Annotated in this window: 17 protein-coding genes; 6 read left to right on the forward strand and 11 right to left on the reverse strand. The window is 35.8% G+C overall.

What is annotated here, in order from left to right; genetic code table 11:
• The first annotated feature begins 145 nt into the window (after positions 1-145).
• From VHP32_11730 to VHP32_11750, 5 genes are all read left to right on the forward strand, one after another.
• Positions 146-1,333: a hypothetical protein gene (locus tag VHP32_11730; GenBank protein ID HEX2788558.1), complete on the forward strand. Its 1,188-nt coding sequence runs from the start codon at positions 146-148 to the stop codon at positions 1,331-1,333.
• A 51-nt stretch (positions 1,334-1,384) separates the two neighbouring features.
• Entirely contained in the window at positions 1,385-2,317 is a 933-nt protein-coding gene (locus VHP32_11735; protein HEX2788559.1) for a hypothetical protein, read from the forward strand.
• A gap of 57 nt (positions 2,318-2,374) precedes the next feature.
• The gene (locus tag VHP32_11740) at positions 2,375-3,649 is read left to right on the forward strand and encodes a hypothetical protein (GenBank protein ID HEX2788560.1); all 1,275 of its coding nucleotides are present in this window, start codon (positions 2,375-2,377) and stop codon (positions 3,647-3,649) included.
• Between the two features lie 173 nt (positions 3,650-3,822).
• Positions 3,823-4,068, forward strand: coding sequence for a hypothetical protein (locus VHP32_11745; GenBank protein HEX2788561.1), 246 nt, complete (start codon positions 3,823-3,825; stop codon positions 4,066-4,068).
• A gap of 35 nt (positions 4,069-4,103) precedes the next feature.
• Entirely contained in the window at positions 4,104-4,886 is a 783-nt protein-coding gene (locus tag VHP32_11750) for a LysM peptidoglycan-binding domain-containing protein (GenBank protein ID HEX2788562.1), read from the forward strand.
• A gap of 78 nt (positions 4,887-4,964) precedes the next feature.
• Here the strand turns inward: VHP32_11750 and rsmB are convergent, their stop codons facing one another.
• Both rsmB and VHP32_11760 read right to left on the reverse strand, forming a co-directional pair.
• Positions 4,965-6,509, reverse strand: coding sequence for a 16S rRNA (cytosine(967)-C(5))-methyltransferase RsmB (rsmB, locus tag VHP32_11755; protein ID HEX2788563.1), 1,545 nt, complete (start codon positions 6,507-6,509; stop codon positions 4,965-4,967).
• Between the two features lie 21 nt (positions 6,510-6,530).
• On the reverse strand, positions 6,531-8,528 hold the full coding sequence (locus VHP32_11760) for a helicase C-terminal domain-containing protein (GenBank protein HEX2788564.1): 1,998 nt from the start codon (positions 8,526-8,528) through the stop codon (positions 6,531-6,533).
• A gap of 125 nt (positions 8,529-8,653) precedes the next feature.
• Here VHP32_11760 and VHP32_11765 point away from each other — a divergent pair, with 125 nt between their 5' ends.
• A complete protein-coding gene (locus tag VHP32_11765) occupies positions 8,654-9,187 on the forward strand; it encodes an RNA methyltransferase (GenBank protein ID HEX2788565.1) in 534 nt (177 codons plus the stop codon).
• Here VHP32_11765 and VHP32_11770 read toward each other — a convergent pair.
• The 9 genes from VHP32_11770 to glgA are packed head-to-tail and all read right to left on the reverse strand — an operon-like array spanning position 9,184 to position 17,761.
• Positions 9,184-10,158: a polyprenyl synthetase family protein gene (locus tag VHP32_11770; GenBank protein HEX2788566.1), complete on the reverse strand. Its 975-nt coding sequence runs from the start codon at positions 10,156-10,158 to the stop codon at positions 9,184-9,186. The genes VHP32_11765 and VHP32_11770 overlap by 4 nt on opposite strands.
• Positions 10,159-10,170: 12 nt before the next feature.
• A complete protein-coding gene (tatC, locus tag VHP32_11775) occupies positions 10,171-10,947 on the reverse strand; it encodes a twin-arginine translocase subunit TatC (GenBank protein ID HEX2788567.1) in 777 nt (258 codons plus the stop codon).
• 10 nt (positions 10,948-10,957) lie between these two features.
• The gene (gene tsaA / locus VHP32_11780) at positions 10,958-11,419 is read right to left on the reverse strand and encodes a tRNA (N6-threonylcarbamoyladenosine(37)-N6)-methyltransferase TrmO (GenBank protein ID HEX2788568.1); all 462 of its coding nucleotides are present in this window, start codon (positions 11,417-11,419) and stop codon (positions 10,958-10,960) included.
• 13 nt (positions 11,420-11,432) lie between these two features.
• On the reverse strand, positions 11,433-12,725 hold the full coding sequence (gene glyA / locus VHP32_11785; GenBank protein ID HEX2788569.1) for a serine hydroxymethyltransferase: 1,293 nt from the start codon (positions 12,723-12,725) through the stop codon (positions 11,433-11,435).
• Between the two features lie 9 nt (positions 12,726-12,734).
• Positions 12,735-13,187, reverse strand: coding sequence for a ribose 5-phosphate isomerase B (rpiB, locus tag VHP32_11790; protein ID HEX2788570.1), 453 nt, complete (start codon positions 13,185-13,187; stop codon positions 12,735-12,737).
• 9 nt (positions 13,188-13,196) lie between these two features.
• Complete coding sequence (locus VHP32_11795) at positions 13,197-14,444, reverse strand: hypothetical protein (protein HEX2788571.1); 1,248 nt, start codon at positions 14,442-14,444, stop codon at positions 13,197-13,199.
• A gap of 17 nt (positions 14,445-14,461) precedes the next feature.
• Positions 14,462-15,649, reverse strand: coding sequence for a DNRLRE domain-containing protein (locus VHP32_11800; protein ID HEX2788572.1), 1,188 nt, complete (start codon positions 15,647-15,649; stop codon positions 14,462-14,464).
• 51 nt (positions 15,650-15,700) lie between these two features.
• Complete coding sequence (locus tag VHP32_11805) at positions 15,701-16,273, reverse strand: HAD family hydrolase (GenBank protein HEX2788573.1); 573 nt, start codon at positions 16,271-16,273, stop codon at positions 15,701-15,703.
• Positions 16,274-16,279: 6 nt separating this feature from the next.
• Entirely contained in the window at positions 16,280-17,761 is a 1,482-nt protein-coding gene (gene glgA / locus VHP32_11810) for a glycogen synthase GlgA (GenBank protein ID HEX2788574.1), read from the reverse strand.
• Positions 17,762-17,813: the final 52 nt, after the last annotated feature.

Genomic DNA, 17,813 nt, shown 5'->3' on the forward strand with positions numbered 1-17,813 from the left:
TTTCCTGACTTAAATCATTTGACGGGAAAATTAAATTAGTTAATTTTATTCAACAAAAAATAGTAATTGACATTAAAATAAATACTCACTAATTTTGTCGTAGTCGAAACTACAACGTTTTATTAAAATAAACTAATCCATAACAATGGCTTCAAATATAGATCAAACCTTGACTGAACAGACAAACGGATTCTCCGGAAATGTTCAGGAAAAAATCAATTCCCTCCTAAAGACCGATAAAGAATTAAATGAAATAAGAGAATATCTTATTCAGGAAAAGCTTGAAGGCCTTAACAAAGAGGGTGCAGGCTTTATTTTGAAAGCAGCACTGCCTTCATTCATTGTATTGATTTTATCATTCTTCATTGATGTTGGCAATGTTCCTTTCCTCGGGAAGATTGCAGTTAATTTTGCAAGTATGCTTTTCCCCGGTTCACAAATTTTAAATTCCGGTGTTGAACCTCTTATGTTCTGGTGGATACCTTTAGTTGCTTATCTTATTTTTATTTTGGTTGCTGTTTCATGCAACAGAGCCCTTAAAGAAGAAATAACCAAAAAAGGAACATCCGAAAACAGTGTTTCAAGAATAATAGACGGATACTCCGGTATCGTCAACGGTATCGGAACTGCATTGCCTCTTATCGGTGCTGCAATTTTGCTTGTGTCTATTAAAGAAGGTCCGGTAATCTTCCTCGGGTTCTCGGTTCCTTTCGAAATTAAATCGATTATCATTCTTGCAATTGCTTTATTATTTGAGTCTGTATTTGACGCGCAAGCATTGAAATATCAGCGAATAATAGAAGAAATAAGAAAAATCGAATCTGAATATTTCTTTAAGAAAACCGAACATGTTAATGTTTCTATACTTAATGAACTGAAATCCTCACTCGGCGTAGGCGGCGGAAAAGGTCAGGCACCTGCACTTACAAACGAACAGCTTGAAAGAATGTATGCAGTCGTTAAATTAACCAACGACTTGAATGAGAAATTTTCTAATAATCTGAAAGCACTCACAGAAAATATTAACAGATTCGGCAACATTAAAGTAATAGATGATAAGCTTATAACCGAGCTTGTAAAAGTTTCGCAGACATATATGAATGTAATAGAGGCTTCAAATAAATCAGCAGAAGTAACTCAAACTATCAGAACAAACCTTGAATCGATAAACCAGATAATTTCGAATATCAATTCAATGAAACTACCTGATGAAAAAGTTTTAAAAGAATTACAGGTTACAGCACATTTCTTAACCGAAACAATGAACAACATGAAAGATGCTGCAACTACAAAATCTCTTGAAAATCTTGTATATATTGCAGGGAAACGATAACAAAAAATTTAGAACCGGTTTAACCGGTTTAATCTTTTAAATTGTAGAGATATGAAAAAAACCAGAGATGTAAAATTTATCATTTACCAGATGCTGTATATCTTCGTGGTTTGCGTTATTGCGCTGAAAGGAGCAAACCTTGATCTTACCGAAGTTATACAGAAAGAGAAGGTAGTTGAGAAAGAATACGCCGATTCTTTGAAAAAAATTCTTGATTCACTTCTTGCCCTGGGACTGGTACCCGAAATAAAATTCGATACCAACAAAAAGTTCACAAATCCGGAAGAGTTAAGAAAACAGCTTGAGATTACACGTCAGCAGTTAATGGTTGTACAGCAGCAGGTTAATCCAAATCTGACCGTTAATACAACAACTCCGAACTTAAATTTAACTCCGGAGCAGAGACAGCAGATTGAGCAGAAAGAAGAACAGATAATTGAACCAAAAGAAATTCAGGAAATAAGAATAGGAAACGTAACCATTTACCAGTTTGCTGAACAAAGCTTAACCAACCCGTATGACCAGCCGATGGAAGTCGTAGGAATAACAACTATTCCTCCGAAAGGTACAAAGTCATTCGTAACCGGCGGGCAGTCAACTATAACATTAAGAGTCGGAACAACATCAAAGAATGTTACAACCAAACCTAATGAAAAACCAAAGATTTCATTGCAGCGACTTGTTCCTGCAGGTGAAAACGTTTCCATCAGGTCAATTCAGGGAACTGTCGGTTATCGTATAACAATTAACGATGACTTCCCGGGAAATCTTGATGTGAATTTCTCAGGTCCGGTAACTGTAAATCAATCAGGACCAAATACGTATGATGTTACACTTAATTTCTTAAAATCCAAAACAGCTTTCGATAATTACACTGATAATAAAGACGCCCCTTATTCAGTCGGCTTCCAGGTATCAGTTAAGGACAAAATCGCCGGACACTCACTTACTCAAACAGGAGTATTCCAATTTGGCGAGTGGTAAGATATTTGCCCTGCAGATTACCTGCAGGGCATCATTTTTAATAACTAAATCCAGTATATGAAAAAAACCTCACAAATAAGACTACTTTTATTTATTTTGTTCACTTTAGTCATTTCCGCAAGTTTTTTCGGAAATTCTTATGCTCAGGAAGAGAGAGAGGATAACCCTAGAACATGGAAATACTTCAGAATCTTTGCACGTTCAGGTGATGACAGCATTTTTATAAAGCTGCAAGATGACCTTCTCATTGACCCAAAACTTGAATCTTACGTTATAACAGTAAACATTCAAGACCCACAGCCCTTAAACCAATATGTTGTTATTGGTGACGAATCTTCTCCTGATGCTTTGCGTTATGCATGGTCGCAGCTTTCACCAACAGTTCAGGAAGGATTGATTAATTGGGTTGGGACAAACAAAGAAAATCTAAACAAAAAGAAATTAAATTATGCATCCGTTTTCATTGATGTCATAAGAAGAATTAAAGTTAAAGAATTAATTGCTCCTCCTCAAAAGGAAAGAGAAATTAAAAACACAACCGCATATATCAGTCCTTATTTTCAGGCATTCGGCGGTCCGGCTCTTGGTGTACCGATTAAAAGAGGATTCGGTTTCTCCTTTATGCAGGGAACACCTTATTCAGGACCAATGGAATGCGAAATGGTTGGCGCTGCTTTCCACCTATTAGGAGCATCAGTGGGTATCTCAACAAGGATTAAGGAATTAACATTAGATAGAAGCAGCAGCGAAAGTGCCGCGGTTATCACTCCCGAAGATGGAGTTTCTTTAGCAAATTATAATAATATTTTTGCTCCTGAGTTAGGACTTGAAGTTAATTATGTTATTCCGTTCGGTAACTTTTTCCAGGTTGGTTATTACACAACTCTTACTTCTAAACAGGAAGACAGACCTGTAAAAGTTCAAAATGCTCTTTATCCTTTACAGGATTCGGTATTCATGCCGAACCTGGTTGTTGAAGGAAGTTATACAAATTTTGAATTCAGATACCCGTTCAGAACATTCGGTTCAACTACCGCAAAGGTATATTTTGCAAAATATCTCGGTGAATTCCACGCCGGCTTCCTTGGAAGAGAAATGCGTCTTGCAGGTTCATTGTTTGACGTCAGAATCGACAATTGTTGGGGCGGCATAAGAAACTATCAGGTATTGGTAGAAGCCTTCATTGCAGACATTGCTGAAGGTTTCGGTCAGACTTCATTTGCATTTGGACCATCGGTAAGACTTGGAACTACGTCAAGCGGTGGTTTTGGAGCGCTTACAGTATTAGCAAATATGCGTTTCAAAATGGGTGATTATTTCGACGAAAAATAGAAATATACCCTACATTTTCATTTTTATAAGAACCCTTTAGTGAATAGCTAAGGGGTTTTTTATTTGCAAAATATGATGCATTAATTAACTGTAAATAAATAATATATCTTGAAAAATGAATAATATTGAGTTATATTTGTCTCAAATTCAACCATTAACAAAGGAGAATCACAATGAGGTTATACTTAATAATTATAAGTTTAGTAATATCCGGTTACTTGGTCGGTTGTGGAGGCGGACCAAGCCCCGAACAAATGCAGCAGCTTAATGATTTGAGAGCGGAAGTTGAATCTCTTCAGTCACAGGTTAATGATGCGCAATCACAAAAATCACAGTTAGAAAGACAGATTGCTGACAAAGATGCAAAAGTGAAAGCATACCTGAACGAAATTGGTAACGTTCAGAAAAGATGTCCTTAATTTTAAACAAAAATTTATAAAAGGAGAATAATAATATGAAGTTTTATAAATTACTGATTTTTATGCTTGCATTTACCTTGTTTGCATCCGTAAATGCTATGGCACAAGATGATTGCTGTGATGATGACGGAACGGTCAGTGAAGAAATGACGATGGAAGAATGGCAGAGACAAATGGATGAGCTTAACGCAAGAAAGACTGATTTAATTAATCAGCTTAATTCATTGAATGCAGACATCGATGCTTTAAGAAACCGTTCTTCTCAGCTTGATGCTGAGCTGCTTAAAGCACAAAACGATCTTTATGCATCTGTCGGAACCGATAAAGCCGGCGTGGATGCTTTCAGAAGCCAGTTTGAAGCTTGCGAAAAGAAAGTAAACACTGATTGCAAAAATGCAAAAGATTGCTTTGCTGCAATTTCAGCTTCAAAGATAAAATGTCTGAACGAATTCTGGGACAGATATCAGGCAATGAAAAAGAAAATGGAAACTTGCGACCAGGGTAAACCATGTGCACAGCAATATACCGTTGTTAAAGGTGATTGCTTATACAAGATTGCCGGAAGAAGCAATATCTATGGAAATCCAAGATACTGGCCAAAAATCTGGGAAGCAAATAAGAACGGTGTGATTTCAGCACCTAAGGGAGTAAAAACAACAATCCCGAATCCGAACTTAATTTATCCGGGTCAGGTATTGTGTATCCCTGCTCTTTCAGACGCTGATAAGAAAATGATGGAAAACAGAAAACAAGGTGTGAAGAAGACAAGAAAGAAAAGAGGAAAAGAACCGGTAACTAACATGAAAGATGCTAAGTAATTTGCTTTAGTAAAATATTAAAGCCCGTTTTGAGAAATCAAAACGGGCTTTTTTTATACTTAATATATTATTTAATTTTTATGATTTTCTTACCAGTCGTGCCGCAAAACTTCCGTCTATATGGTGAGTATGAGGAAACACTTCAATCACGCCATCTGAATTCACAACTTTATCAGTAACGTATTTTGATGCAGCATCAATTTCAAACTCCGGATGATTCTGCAAAAATTGATTTACAACATCCATATTTTCTTCTTTCTCGGTTGTGCAGGTACTGTAAACCAAAACTCCTCCCGGTTTTACATATTTAGAAGCATTTTCAATCATGTTCATTTGTAAATCCTGAAGCATTTTAATGTCTTCAAATTCCCTTTTCCACTTTATATCAGGTTTCTTTGAAAGCACGCCAAGTCCTGAGCAAGGAGCATCTAACAATACTTTATCAGCTTTGCCGACCAAAGTTTCAGTAAGCTCAGCCGAAGTTGGCTCATTAACATCATCATGAAGTATTTTTACATTCTTAACTTCAAGACGCTTGAAGTTGCTTTTCATAACCTCGATTCTTGAAAGATATTTTTCAACTGCAATGATTTCACCTTTATTACTCATCAACTCGGACAAATGCGCTGTCTTTCCACCGGGAGCTGAACATAAATCGATTATCAAATCCCCTTCCTGTGGCTTTATAAGCTCAGCAACAAATCCCGCGCTTATATCCTGAACAGAAAAATACCCCTGTTTGAAATAATCATCGGCATAAATTTTCGAGAGAATCTTTATTGTATAAAAATTACTGAGATAATCCGATTTTCTGAACTGAATATTTTTTTCATTCAGATATTTTTCAAAATCTTCTGAAGAAATTTTCAATTTGTTTATACGCAAACTTAAAATCGGTCTTTTATTATTAGACTCACAAAGCTTGACCGCATCATCAAATCCGAACCTTGCAATCCATCTCTTCACCATCCAGTTAGGGTGGGACTGCACAATTCCAAGATAGTTAACTTCATCAACATCTCTCGATGGCCAAACAAGATTATTTAACGTTCTTAGTATCGTCCTTAACAAGCCATTTACAACAGCAGCGTGTTTATCTCCTCTTAATTTTTTTATGAACTCGACAGCTTCGTTAACCGCAGCAAAATGAGGAATTTTATTTAAGAATAAAATCTGATACATAGCAACCCGCAAAGTATTTTTGACTTCCGGCAGGCATTTTTCATAATTACCACGGTAAAATCCGTTGAGGAACCAATCCAGACGCCTCATCCATCTTATAACACCGTGCGAAAGCTCATTTAACAATGATTTATCAAAGTCATTGAGAACATCCGTTCTGAGTTCTGCATCAATCAGCTTATCAAGATATGAATCGGTTCTTTCAGTTCGGCAAAGAATCTTAACGGCAATCGACCGTGCATCGCAGAAAATTGTTTTGTCATTGAAGTCAGGTTTATACCGGTGATTTTGGTTTTTTTCCTGATTTTCATGCTTATGGTTTTCCTTTTGGGCTTCTTTAGCTTGCGGTTTATCAGATTGAGGTTCTACGGAATTCTTTATTTCCTTATTATCTGCCTGAGTTTCGTTTTTTTCCGGAATGTTTGTTTCTTTGTTTTCCATTTTATTTATTCATTTAGGTTCTTAATTAACAAATTCAACGGGACATTTATCAATTGAATTTAAAAAATATTTCCCATAAGGTTTTGAAATTATTCTGTTATCTAAAATTGCAATGATGCCTTTGTCATTGTTGTTTCTTATTAATCTTCCGACTCCCTGACGGAACTTTAAGATTGCTTCCGGTAGTGAATACTCCATAAAGCTGTTTCCGCCTCTTGAGTCAATAAATTCCATTCTTGCCTTCACAACCGGATGGTCAGGCACCTGAAACGGCAGCTTCGTTATTATAAGATTGCTTAATGCCTCACCCGGAACGTCAATACCAACCCAGAAGCTGTCAACACCAAACAGAACAGAGTTGATATTTTTCTTAAATTCGTCGAGCAAGTATTTTCTTGAAAACCCGTCTCCCTGAACAAAAGTGCTTATGTTCATAGAGTTCAGAACATCGCGAAGGTCATTTGCGATTTGCTTCATCAGGTACATGTTTGTAAAAAGAATCAATGCCTTACCCTCAGTCATCTTTATGAAATGCAAAATCCAATCTTTCAGCACTGTTATATAGTATAAATCATTGTTCCTTGAAGGCGGCGGTATGGAGTTGGGTATAAAAATCTTTACCTGATTATAAAAATCAAATTGTGTCGGAAGCATTAATTCATTTGCTACATATCCGCCAAGACGTTTTTTAAAATAATCAAAGCTGTTATTAACCGTCAATGTTGCGCTTGTTAATATAACGGAATTATTTTCTCTGAAAATATTTTTCTCGAAGTAATCCGAAATATCAATCGGTGATGAGCATATAAAAATATTCGCATCCTCTTTTTGGTTTGAAAGTTCAACCCAATATACAAATTCATTGCCTTCCTTTACGTCATATTTTTGCTCAAGGAATGCGCTTATGTAAAATTTAAATTCTCCAAAACGTATTATAAAATCATTCAGTTCGTTTAGTTCAATATCATCCTTGCAGTTTTTTCTTAAATCCCTTAACTGCACAAGCAAGTTTTCAATCTCGGGGGTTAAAATATCTCTCACGATATTTTTTTCATAAACTCTGACTGCAAGCTGTTGATACCTGCCGTCATTCATAATAAATAATTCTTCTTTTAAGGAAAAAAAGAAATGATGAGTTAAATCAAACAGGTTCTGAACAATCGGCAAAATATGCAAAGATGGAAAACTCAGTAAGAATCCTTTTTGCTTTCCGGGGTTATATAAACGGTTTAGGTTATACTTAATTGCTTCACGTGAAATAGCGGGATAAATATGCTCTGCAGCAATTGCCTCAACTGTATGCGCTTCATCAAAAATTATAAAATCATTTAAGAATAAATAACCTTCCAGTTCTCTATCGCCAATTCCATCATATAAAGTAAAAAACAAATGATGATTTACAATCACGACATCAGCTTCCGCAGTTTTTTGTTTTGCTTTCTGATAAAAACAATCTGTATTTTCACCGCCGCAGGTTTTTGTGGTGCAGATTCCCCTCTCCGAACAAATTGAGTTCCAAACATTCTGCTTTATCGCAAAAGGTAAGTCTGATAACGAGCCATCTTCAGTTGTCAAAGACCACGCATAAACTTTGTCAAGAAAACTCATTTCATCTTCATCAAAAAGATTATTTGATTTTTCCATTGCGCGCGCAAGTCGCTTAGGACATAAATAATTCGAACGTCCTTTTATTAATGTTGCTTTAAATTCAACCGGAAGAATTTCATGAAGAGCAGGAATATCCTTATATAAAAGCTGCTCCTGTAAATTTATTGTATGAGTGGAAACAACGACTTTTTTTTGATTTTCTTTGGCGTAGTAAATAGCAGGGACTAAATATGCGAAGCTCTTGCCGACACCGGTCGGAGCTTCTACAAACAAATGGCGTTTTTCTTCAAGGTTCTTTAAAATCTCAAGAGCCATATCCGTCTGGCTCTGACGAAATTCGTAATTCTTAAACTTGCCTGATAAAATGCCATCACTTTTAAAAAAATCTGTGACTTTTTCATTCAAGGACATAAACAAAATTAGCGAATAAATTTTTCTTATTAAGTATAATAATTTACCCTTTTAATTTAAGGGTAATTAGATTTTAAACTTACTTAAGTTATTAATTATTAATATTTTGTATTGATTAAACTAAAATGAGAAAATTAACAAATACTGAAATAAAAGAACAAAGAAAGAAGATTCCCGATTTGCAGAATTATGAACGTTTACCGATTTACGTTTTATGCGATAACATAAGAAGCATTTTCAATGTCGGTTCTGTTTTCAGAACATCAGATGGTGCCTTCATAGAAAAGTTATTTTTATGCGGATATACTCCATATCCACCAAGAAAAGAAATTGATAAAGTTGCACTAGGTTCAACTCTTAGTGTTCCGTGGGAATATCACAAAGATCCAATTGAGCTTGTAAAAAATCTCAAAGAACAAAAAATAAAAATCGCTGTTCTTGAAATCACGGATTCAGGGAAGAATTACTGGGAACTGACTAAACAGGATTTCCCTTTGTGTTTAGTAATCGGAAATGAAATCTCGGGAGTATCTAAAGAAATAATTGATATTGCAGACATTGCATTGGAAATACCAATGCATGGATTTAAACAATCATTAAACGTCTCTGTGTCTTATGGAATTGCAGTGTTTGAAATGGCAAAGATTTTAAATTCTTAGTGCTGTCTTTGTGAGATGAAGGCAATAAGATTGAGAAGTGCTTTTTTGGTTTCCGTTTCCGGAAATGTGCAGATTAAGCTGATTGCTTGTTTTGAATACTCTCTTATCTTTCCATCAGTATATTCAATTCCGCCATATTCATTTACGAAATTATATACATGTTCAAATTTTGGCTTCTCGCTTTTAATCAACTTCATCATTTCTTTAGATTTTTTTGCAGGTGCATTTTTCAAAGCAACAATCAAAGGTAAAGTAAATTTCTTTTCTTTGAGGTCATTACCCGGTGATTTGCCAAGAAGCTTTTTCCTGCCGACATAATCAAGCAAATCATCACGAAGCTGAAAAATAATTCCGATGGTTTCACCAAACTCTGACATTGTCTGGATTTTCTGCTTGTCTGTAGTTGTGCTTAATGCGCCGATTCTGCAGCATGTCTTAATAAGTGATGCTGTTTTATCTGAAATAACCTTAAAATATGTTTCTTCCGTTGCATCGAAGTTGCGTGCTTTCTGAATCTGCAAAAGCTCGCCTTCACTCATGCGCTTTACAGCTTCAGAAGTCGATTTCAAAAACTCAAACTCATCGTTTTCGAGCGAGATTAACAAACCTTTAGAAAGCAGAAAATCCCCCATCAATACCGCTGCTTTATTTTTCCATACAGCATTTATGGACGCAAGTCCTCTGCGTGTTTTTGCATCATCCACAACGTCATCGTGAATCAATGTAGCCGTGTGAAGAAGCTCAACAAGGTTTGCGGCTATATAAGTTCGTTCATTAACTTTTCCGCAGAGCTTAGCGGATAATAGAACAAGTATGGGACGAATCTTCTTTCCTTTTTGACGCAGAATGTATTTAGTGATGAGGTCAATTAAGGCAACTTTGGATTTAAGAACTTCCGAGAATTTCTTTTCAAATTCGGCAAGTTCTTTTTCAATCGGCTTGCTTATGCTTTTTAAATCAAGTTCTTTCATCTATCCAATAAATCAATTTGTTGCAAAATTTTCTTCAACGGTTTTTTTTTGCGAGAGCTTGCAAATAATAATGCTGATTTCATATAAAACAAAAAGCGGACCTGCGAGCAAAAGCATGCTTGTGATGTCCGGGCTCGGTGTTAAGATACCTGACAAAATTAAAATAATAATCAACGCATGCTTCCTGTATTTTCTCATAAACTGCGGCTTCAATATTCCGATTTTGGAAAGAAAAAATGAAACCATGGGAAGCTCGAATACAATACCCGCTGCAAGGCACATTGAAATAACGAAGCTTACATATTCATCTATGGCTATGGAATTTTCAATCATAGTTGTTCCAAATGAAGAAAGGAACCCAAGCGCGGTCGGCAGCATAACAAAATATGCAAACACGATTCCTGCCAGAAAACAGAAGGAAGTAAAAATTACAATCGCGGAAATATATTTTCTTTCGGACGGCTTTAACGCCGGCTCGATGAATTTCCAGAACTGATAAATAATATTAGGAATGCTGAGAATAATTCCGCCGATTAGCACGACTTCCATATACAAAGTAAATTGACCGAACGGTTTTATATTAATTATTTTCAATGGCGGAATTGTGTGAGCAGACGGAGCAAGAATAATATTTGCAACAATAAAATCAACAAAGATACCGACAACAATTCCGGCAATTACAACTCCTATCAATGCTTTGATGATACGCCAGCGCAGTTCCTCGAGATGGTCGAGAAACCCCATTTCTTTTTCGTCATAATCTTCGTTATTATCGATATCGGTGCTCATTTATAATATATTACCAATAATTTTTCATAATTTCATTAACCCAATCCGGTTGTGTAACTTCATTTCTATCTGGCAAAAATTCTTTTAATGCAGGTTTGATGTCAAGAACAGGCGTACCGTCAATTGCATCAAGCCCTTTCACAAAAATCGTTTTATCTTTTATGTCAGTCAATTTACAAATTGTAACTCCGAGCTTGTTCGGACGCTTGCTTGCTCTTTGAGTGAAAATACCGACTTCAGGCAACCCGTGCATTCCTCTCGGAATTCTGGAATAAGTTTTTGTATCGGCTTCGGAAATTTTATCAAAATAAAAAATCACTTCTATATGAGAAAATTCTTTTAATCCGGTGAGTGCTTCGGCAGGAATTTCAGGAATCAGTGTAATTTCAGAGTTAATCTCTCCCCAGTTATCATCTTCTCTTTCAGTCCGGACATTCTTAACAATCGCAACCGGCTTTAATATGATTTCCATTTCTCAAACCAAATTAATTGTAAAGAGGAAACTTAGACGTTAGTTCTTTAACTTGCTCAAGAGTTTTCTTTTTCACATCTTCACTTTTTGGATTTGCAACAACATCATTTATCATTTGTGCAATCGTTTCCATCTCGGGTTCTTTCATTCCGCGTGTCGTTAGAGCCGGAGTTCCGAGACGAATACCGCTTGAAACAAGAGGGCTCTTATCATCATTAGGAACTGAATTTTTGTTGCAGGTAATTCCGACTTCATCAAGAGTTTCCTGCGCAGCTTTACCTGAAATATTTTTATTTCGCAAATCAATCAGCATCAAATGATTATCTGTTCCCTTTGATATTATGTTAAAATCATACCCTATAAGCTTATTAGCAAGTGCCTGAGCGTTTTTAATTACCTGTTTGGCATAATCAGCAAATTCAGGTGTTAAAGCTTCCTTGAACGCTACTGCTTTAGCTGCAATCACGTGCATTAAAGGTCCGCCCTGAATTCCCGGCATTACCATGGAATCAATAAGCTCACTCATCATTTTTGTTCTGCCTGATTTTGGAGCTTTCAAACCAAATGGATTCTCAAAATCTTTTCCCATTAAAATCATTCCGCCTCGAGGACCGCGAAGTGTCTTATGTGTTGTTGTTGTTACTAAATGACAATGAGGAAGAGGGTCATTAAGAAGTTTTTTTGCAATCAATCCGGCAGGATGCGCAATATCGGCAAATAAAAACGCGCCAGCTTTATCTGCAATCTCTCTGAATTTTTTATAATCTATGTTGCGTGAATATGCGCTTGCGCCAACAGTAATCATCTTCGGCTTAACTTTAACTGCTTCATCCATAACGCGGTCATAATCTATATAACCCGTATCCGTGTTAATGCCATAAGGAGTAAAATTATAAAGCTGACCTGAAAAATTAACAGGAGAGCCGTGAGTTAAATGTCCGCCGTGAGATAAATCCATTCCCATTACTTTATCGCCCGGTTTTACGAGCACAAAATATACCGCCATGTTTGCCTGGCTTCCGGAATGCGGCTGAACGTTAACATATTCTGCTCCAAACAATTCTTTTGCCCTGTCTCTTGCAAGATTTTCAGCAATATCTACAAACTCACATCCGCCATAATATCTTTTACCGGGATAACCTTCCGCATATTTATTTGTAAGAACAGAACCCTGCGCCTGCATAACGGCTCTTGATACAAAATTTTCGGAAGCAATCATTTCAAGTTTTTCCGATTGTCTTCCCTGTTCAAGCGCTATTGTATCAAAAATTTCTTTATCCGAATCTTGTAGATTATTTAATATCATAAGGTAAGTTTATTTATCAGATTCCATGCCAGACATTTTTTTCACCCGTCTTTCGTGCCTGCTTCCTTCTCCGCCTTCAAACTCAGCTTTCAAAAAGGTCTCTATATATTTTTGAGCATTTTCCGGCTTTATAGTATCGGCATCAAAACATAATACATTGGCATTGTTGTGTCTTCTACCCATTTCAGCCATGTTTTCATTGCAGGGAAGTATCGCGCGTATTCCGTTCACTTTATTGGCAGCGATGCAAATTCCCATTCCGCTGCCGCACATGAGAATACCGTAATCACTTTCACCGGAAACAACGCTCTTGCCAACTAACTTTGCATAATCGGGGTAATCGGATGATTCATCATTAAATGCGCCTTTATCAAAAACTTCATAACCTTTTGAGCTTAAATATTCTTTAAGCGACTCTTTAAGCTTAAATCCTCTGTGGTCTGCTCCGATTGCTAATTTCATTTCAATAAATTATTCTTCTGCTCTTCTTAAGAACCAAAGTTCTCCAAAATTTAAACCGACTGCTACATTAAATAATTCATCTTTAACAAGATTGTTTTCAGTTTTTCCTCTCATTGAATAATTCAAAGCAACATCTATTGAATTATATTCACTTATAGGAATTCCCACGCCTAACGCAGCTCCGTATTCCATAATGTCTTCACCGTTAACAGTATAGTATTCTTTTTGATAATATACTCCGAACCTGTATGTAAGATTTTCCCACATAGTTTTGTCTGCTTTGTCCGGAGGCTGCATTTCAAGTCCCAAACCGTATTTCATTGAAGTTCCGTAAATTGGGTCAGAAATGCCAAACTCACGGAAGTTTTCCCAATTCTGTATCAAAACGTCAGCCGCAACTACATATCTGTTATCAAACCTGTTTGAAACACCAAAGCCCATCATAGAAGGAATTTCAAAAGTCCCCTGAGTAAATCTGATTGTATCCAAGCCAATGCTCGTTGAATAAATTGCATCTACATTTGAAGTAAGATCTAACTTTGAGTGATAAAAAAACCCAAAAGTTAAATCCTTAAGATTTTTACTTTTCGTTAACTCATTAAGAAAAAACACAGCTCCTGCTTTAAAGTAAGACCCTCTCAAGTCATTTTCATTACGAACATAACTGCTTGTGATAAGAGGGTTTGAAAACTTTATGTTGCTCTGATTTTTCAGATTTCCAAAAGCGTAATTATATTCAGCGCCGACACCGATACTTTTAAATCCTATATATGTCATCCCAAGACTCAAAGATGATATACTTCCCTTGCCTGAATAAATTTTTGTATAATTCTCACCTGCCTGTGTGCCGCTTTCCGAAATTTTATAATTAACTATGCTGATGGGGTTAATTCCAAGATTCATTACCCATCCGTTATTTTTATTGAACGGGATTCCGATATTCATTCCCGTTACATTTCCATCTGAATTTTTGAGTTCACTTGTTGCATTTGAGGATTTTAAAAATCCATAATCTACCGCAAAAGAAAATTTTGTATAATCCAGAAAAATATTTGCAGCAGGATTCATATTGTTTATATAATTCCCGAGCAATCCGACTCCCTGAACTCCCATTCCGAGCGTCCGCAGGCTTGTGTTATATTTCAAATCACCGATACCAAAAATAGAATAAGGTGAGCCGCCCGGAAATTCATCCTGCGCTGATGCAGCATTAAGAGAAAGTATGAAAACAAAAACTATTAAAATTATTTTTCGCATTTTATGCATTTGAAAATTTATGGAAGCCGTGGTGTATATCTTATTCTGAGACGCGGAACTTTAGTTAAATCAGAATAACTTGGTGAATAAAAAACAAATTCATCAAGATTAGTAAACTGATTCACATTTGCTAAAATTACTCCTAAGTTAGGATACGTACCGTTATTCCAATACTGAAAGTAAGGAGTTAGCCTTATTTCATAAACTCCATTTACAGGCGTTAAAGAAATAATAGGATTAAGAGTAGTATCGGTTTTATTTACAGAATCTGATGCAGCTCCGATTCTTAATCTTCTGTCAGATGTACGTAAAATAAATGAATTCACGGTATCTAAAGTCAAAATAAGAAGTGCATCATTAATAATTACATTAGAAGGAAGCTTTGTTAAATTAAACCCCATCAAATCATTAAACGCAATGCCGTTCTGCAAAGTAAATCTATCAGGCATTAAAACAGATGTTGGCGCATTTGCAAGCCATAAAGATAATGAACTATTCATTGTCAGCGTGTCAGTTTCACCGTTCTTGGTTACTATACTCTGGATATAAGGGTCTCTTGATGTAAAAGAAGAACTAAAAGCTTTAATTGAATTTGAAGATAAATTCGGGATAATGGCTATTCCATAATTCTTAACAGGATAATTTGTATCAGCAGAATATTCAAGCCAGTCTTTGATAAGCTGCACATCCAATGCTATAGAAATCGTTTCGCTGTCAACCGGTGTTCCGGAATATGTTCCCAAAATAGTTGTTCCAATGTCTGAAGCCATAATGGAATCCCATGTAACTGATGCCAAATTTAAATCTCTGTTTACACGATAAATGTTAAATGATATTGAACCATTGGAATCCGTATATGCATAATTGGCATAATTAAGATATAGAACGGAAGAAACGACTGTCGCACTATCATAATCAGTAAAAATATCATTATACTTTAAAAACGATTTAGTCTCATAATTTTGAGCAGCTCCAATCATTATGTAAGGAGAATTATATGTATTAACCGGTTTTTTATAATTATTGCTTGTGATTGCCATAGTATCTGCCTGTGAGTCGAGGATGAATGTCCCCGTTGTATCATTGGGGTCAATAAAATTTATTCCGAGATCTGATGGTTCTGTTTTGCATGAATGCAAAATCGCCGCGCCTGTCAAACAGAAAACAAAAAGCATCAAAAATCTTAATCTGAATTTTCTAATCATTTATTATTTTAACAATTATACAATTTTTAAGAGAAGTGCAAAGGTAAGAGTTTAATTTCCTGATTTTAAAATATATTCTGAAGCATCAAGAAGATTTTCAGCAACATATTCGGGGATAATGTTTGCTTCTTTACATTTTATCAATTCGGTTTTACCTTTACCCGTTTTTACCAAAATTTTTTTTATACCCGCAGTCAAAGCGCACTGCATATCTGTCAGAGAATCACCAATCATCCAGGACTTTGTTTTGTCTATGTCGTATTTGTTTATAGCTTTAACTATCATTCCTGTTTTAGGTTTCCTGTCATCGTGGTCTATTTTATATTTCCCAATCTTACCTTCAGCAAGATATGGCGAATAAAAAACGCCATTTATAAGCGAATTTTCATCATTTCTGAGAGTGTTCAAGATTTCATCAGTAATTCCCTGAAGTTCATTCATAGTCATATAACCTCTTGCAACTCCCGATTGATTTGAAATGATTATGTTAAGAAAACCGTTCTGTCTGAAATTTAAAAGAGCTTCTTTTACTCCGTCAAAAATTTTTATGTCTTCGATTTTGGTCAGAAAGTGAACGTCTTCGTTTATCGTGCCATCCCTGTCAAGAAAAATCGCTTTGTTCAATTTTAACTACTTCCTCGAACAAATTTGTTTATACAAATCCATATATTTCTTTGCGGACATATTCCATGAGAAGTCAAGAGCCATACCGTTTCGCATCAGGTTATACCACAGTTTCTTATTTTTATAAGCATCAAGAGCCGCCTTCAAAGTTTTCACCATTTCCTTAGCATCATATTTATCAAATAAAAATCCTGTTCCTTTCGGATTTTTATAATCGGTCACAGTATCTGATAATCCCCCTGTATTTCTAACAACCGGTATAGTTCCGTATTTTAAACTATACATTTGATTTAAACCGCATGGTTCATATTTTGACGGCATAAGAAATATATCGCTTCCCGCTTCAATCCAGTGCGCAAGGTCTTCATCAAAACCCACATGGACAATAAGCTTTTTGGGATATTTCTTTTTCATCTTTAATAAAAGCTTCTGATATTTTTCATCACCGGTTCCTAAAATTATCATCTGAACATTTTCTTTCATTATATCAGGAAATGCCTCAACGATTAAATCAAAACCTTTCTGGTCAACCAATCTGCTGATAACACCTATAAGCGGGACATTTTCATCATATTCCAATTTAAACTTTTCAAGAAGATCCCTCTTGTTTTCATATTTCAAAGGGATTTCCTGATAAGTATATCTGTATTGAATTATCTTGTCAAAACTCGGATTCCATATAGTGTTATCAATTCCGTTTAATATCCCGACTAAATCTTTTTTTCGTTCGTTCAGCACATCTTCCATTCCGCATGAATAAGCCTTATCGGAACGGATTTCCTCTGCATACTTCTGGCTCACTGTAGTTACTTTATCTGCATATTTAATACCCGCTTTGAGATAGCTGAACTTATCATGAAACTTTGCGCCGTTGTCAGTGAAAATACTTTCGGGCAAGCCGGTTTTATCAAAAGTTGATTTCGGAAAATTCCCCTGATAAGCAAGATTATGAATTGTAAAAACAGTTTTTATGTCACCAATCTGTGCATTATTTTTATAAAGAGTTTTCACGTATGCGGGAATCAACCCTGTCTGCCAGTCATTGCAATGAATAATGTCGGGCTTCCACTGCAAGATTTCAAGAACTTCAAGCACTGCCTTACAGAAAAACATATAACGCTCGTCATTGTTTGTGAAATCAGCTTTGGTTTTTGAATTCTGATATATGCCTTTGTTCTTAAAAAAATCATTATTTTCCAGAAGATAAATCTGCGCCTTAGTATTTTTTCCGTGAATGAACGAAGATTTTATGCTATACTTATAATCTTTCCCATCCATATTAAGGCTGATGTCTTTAAGACGCTTTATTTCATGAATTTGTAACCGTCTTTCATCCAACTGACCGTATTTGGGAGTAATTATCCTGACTTCATTACCGAGAGAATTTAGTGCCTGTGGGAGAGAATTTGAAACGTCAGCTAATCCGCCTGTTTTTGAATACGGGAAAACCTCGCTTGTTACAAAGAGAACGTTGTATCCTTTTGCCATCTAAAAAAATAATATTTAGATAAAATAAAAATAACCGTTTTGATATTCAATG

Source organism: Ignavibacteria bacterium (assembly GCA_036262055.1).
GTDB lineage: Bacteria > Bacteroidota > Ignavibacteria > Tepidaquicellales > Tepidaquicellaceae > DATAJP01.

Bases quoted from the DNA above. Each gene is read 5' to 3' on its own strand.
- VHP32_11730 (HEX2788558.1), top strand. From the start codon at position 146: ATGGCTTCAAATATAGATCAAACCTTGACTGAACAGACAAACGGATTC.
- VHP32_11735 (HEX2788559.1), top strand. From the start codon at position 1,385: ATGAAAAAAACCAGAGATGTAAAATTTATCATTTACCAGATGCTGTAT.
- VHP32_11740 (HEX2788560.1), top strand. From the start codon at position 2,375: ATGAAAAAAACCTCACAAATAAGACTACTTTTATTTATTTTGTTCACT.
- VHP32_11745 (HEX2788561.1), top strand. From the start codon at position 3,823: ATGAGGTTATACTTAATAATTATAAGTTTAGTAATATCCGGTTACTTG.
- VHP32_11750 (HEX2788562.1), top strand. From the start codon at position 4,104: ATGAAGTTTTATAAATTACTGATTTTTATGCTTGCATTTACCTTGTTT.
- rsmB (HEX2788563.1), bottom strand. From the start codon at position 6,509: ATGGAAAACAAAGAAACAAACATTCCGGAAAAAAACGAAACTCAGGCA.
- VHP32_11760 (HEX2788564.1), bottom strand. From the start codon at position 8,528: ATGTCCTTGAATGAAAAAGTCACAGATTTTTTTAAAAGTGATGGCATT.
- VHP32_11765 (HEX2788565.1), top strand. From the start codon at position 8,654: ATGAGAAAATTAACAAATACTGAAATAAAAGAACAAAGAAAGAAGATT.
- VHP32_11770 (HEX2788566.1), bottom strand. From the start codon at position 10,158: ATGAAAGAACTTGATTTAAAAAGCATAAGCAAGCCGATTGAAAAAGAA.
- tatC (HEX2788567.1), bottom strand. From the start codon at position 10,947: ATGAGCACCGATATCGATAATAACGAAGATTATGACGAAAAAGAAATG.
- tsaA (HEX2788568.1), bottom strand. From the start codon at position 11,419: ATGGAAATCATATTAAAGCCGGTTGCGATTGTTAAGAATGTCCGGACT.
- glyA (HEX2788569.1), bottom strand. From the start codon at position 12,725: ATGATATTAAATAATCTACAAGATTCGGATAAAGAAATTTTTGATACA.
- rpiB (HEX2788570.1), bottom strand. From the start codon at position 13,187: ATGAAATTAGCAATCGGAGCAGACCACAGAGGATTTAAGCTTAAAGAG.
- VHP32_11795 (HEX2788571.1), bottom strand. From the start codon at position 14,444: ATGCGAAAAATAATTTTAATAGTTTTTGTTTTCATACTTTCTCTTAAT.
- VHP32_11800 (HEX2788572.1), bottom strand. From the start codon at position 15,649: ATGATTAGAAAATTCAGATTAAGATTTTTGATGCTTTTTGTTTTCTGT.
- glgA (HEX2788574.1), bottom strand. From the start codon at position 17,761: ATGGCAAAAGGATACAACGTTCTCTTTGTAACAAGCGAGGTTTTCCCG.